This is a genomic window from Rhodococcus sp. CX, from assembly GCF_015865005.1.
Lineage (GTDB): Bacteria > Actinomycetota > Actinomycetes > Mycobacteriales > Mycobacteriaceae > Rhodococcus.
In genome coordinates, this window is the sequence record NZ_JADZGH010000144.1 from 14667 (window position 1) to 15302 (window position 636).

General features: G+C 68.2%; 1 protein-coding gene and 1 pseudogene. Both read left to right on the forward strand.

Features of this window, described 5'->3' with window-relative positions; all coding sequences use genetic code 11:
• The first annotated feature begins 79 nt into the window (after positions 1–79).
• The gene (locus I0Q12_RS15005) at positions 80–379 is read left to right on the forward strand and encodes a DUF6191 domain-containing protein (protein ID WP_197252664.1); all 300 of its coding nucleotides are present in this window, start codon (positions 80–82) and stop codon (positions 377–379) included.
• A gap of 36 nt (positions 380–415) precedes the next feature.
• Positions 416–636 (forward strand): annotated as a pseudogene (locus tag I0Q12_RS15010) (HNH endonuclease); the annotation flags it as partial.

The following is a 636-nucleotide window of genomic DNA, read 5'->3' on the forward strand; positions in this document are numbered from 1 at the left end:
GCGGGTATGCGCCCCTGAGCGGTACTCTCCGATCTCATACCCCGATCGCCCCGAACGGAGAACGGCATCCGGAGGCCGCATGTCCGCAGTTGTCTGGCTCGCAATCGTCGTCCTGGCCGGCGTGATTCTGGACCGCGCCGCCCTGTTCGCCGAGCGTCGCGGCTGGATCTACTGGCGCAAACGCAAGCCGCCGGTGAACGGCGGGGCGGTCATGGGAGCGTTCGGCGAGATTCAGACTCTGTTGTCACCGTCGTACCGCCACGTCGCCGAGGAACAGCAGCGGCAGCGCACCTCGCGGCACAACCAGGGCACCGGTGCCGATCCGCTGGGCGTCGACCTCGACGGCGGAACGGTGCGACTGCACAGCCCGGACGACTGATCCCGAGATGTCGGTGGGTCTCGCTATAGTTCGAACATGCTTTCGAACAGCGTCGAAGGGGAGGTCGTCGGGACGCGGCTGGCCGCCCTCGACGCCGCGGTGGACGGCCTGCTCGAGGACGACCTGACCGGCCTGTCGAACGACGACCTGGTCGAGTTCCTCCAGCGCTTCGAAACCGTCCTGCGCAGGGCCACTGCCGTCGGCCATCGGGCGATCGTCGAGGCCGTCGAACGGCGGGTCCCGGAAGACCTCGGGTG

Coding starts and splice junctions, on each gene's coding strand:
- I0Q12_RS15005 (WP_197252664.1), top strand. CDS start 80: ATGTCCGCAGTTGTCTGGCTCGCAATCGTCGTCCTGGCCGGCGTGATT.